This window comes from Helicobacter mehlei (genome assembly GCF_007280785.1).
GTDB classification, from domain to species: Bacteria; Campylobacterota; Campylobacteria; order Campylobacterales; family Helicobacteraceae; genus Helicobacter; species Helicobacter mehlei.
Map to the genome: position 1 here is coordinate 1 of NZ_VKGC01000072.1, position 470 is coordinate 470.

General features: G+C 45.5%; 1 pseudogene. It reads right to left on the reverse strand.

What is annotated here, in order from left to right:
* Positions 1 to 470: pseudogene (locus FNE76_RS08140) on the reverse strand (hypothetical protein); the annotation flags it as partial.

Below are 470 nucleotides of genomic sequence, written 5' to 3' on the forward strand. Positions count from 1 at the left end.
CTACGATTCTGTGCCCTCTGCAAAATTTGCATCTCTGGGCTGTTGGCTAAGCTTTGGCTGGCTTGCGCGCTCTTTTTCTCCAATTGGGGCAACAAAGAGGCCACGCGCATTACAGAAGTTGTTGGGTTTTCTGTGCTGGTGATGAGCTCTTTGGCAAAGTCATAGACATTGACATCAGCTAGCTTCTTAGAAGACACGCCCTCAAAGCTTAGACGGGGCCTAGAGGCTTCTACGAACTTATTGGGCAATTCTTTTAAAAAGTCATAAAGACTCTCTGTTGCCCCCTTTAAACGGGCAAAACGCGCAAAACCTGCCCCTAGAATTTCAGCCAACATATCCTCATAAACATAAGGATTAAGACTGACTAATGCATTGGTGCCATCTTTGTGCGTGCTGGTTAAAAGCGTTTGTAACCGCTCTAAGATATGGGTAAAATTATCCACACGATTACCGCTTTTAAGGGCTGTAGC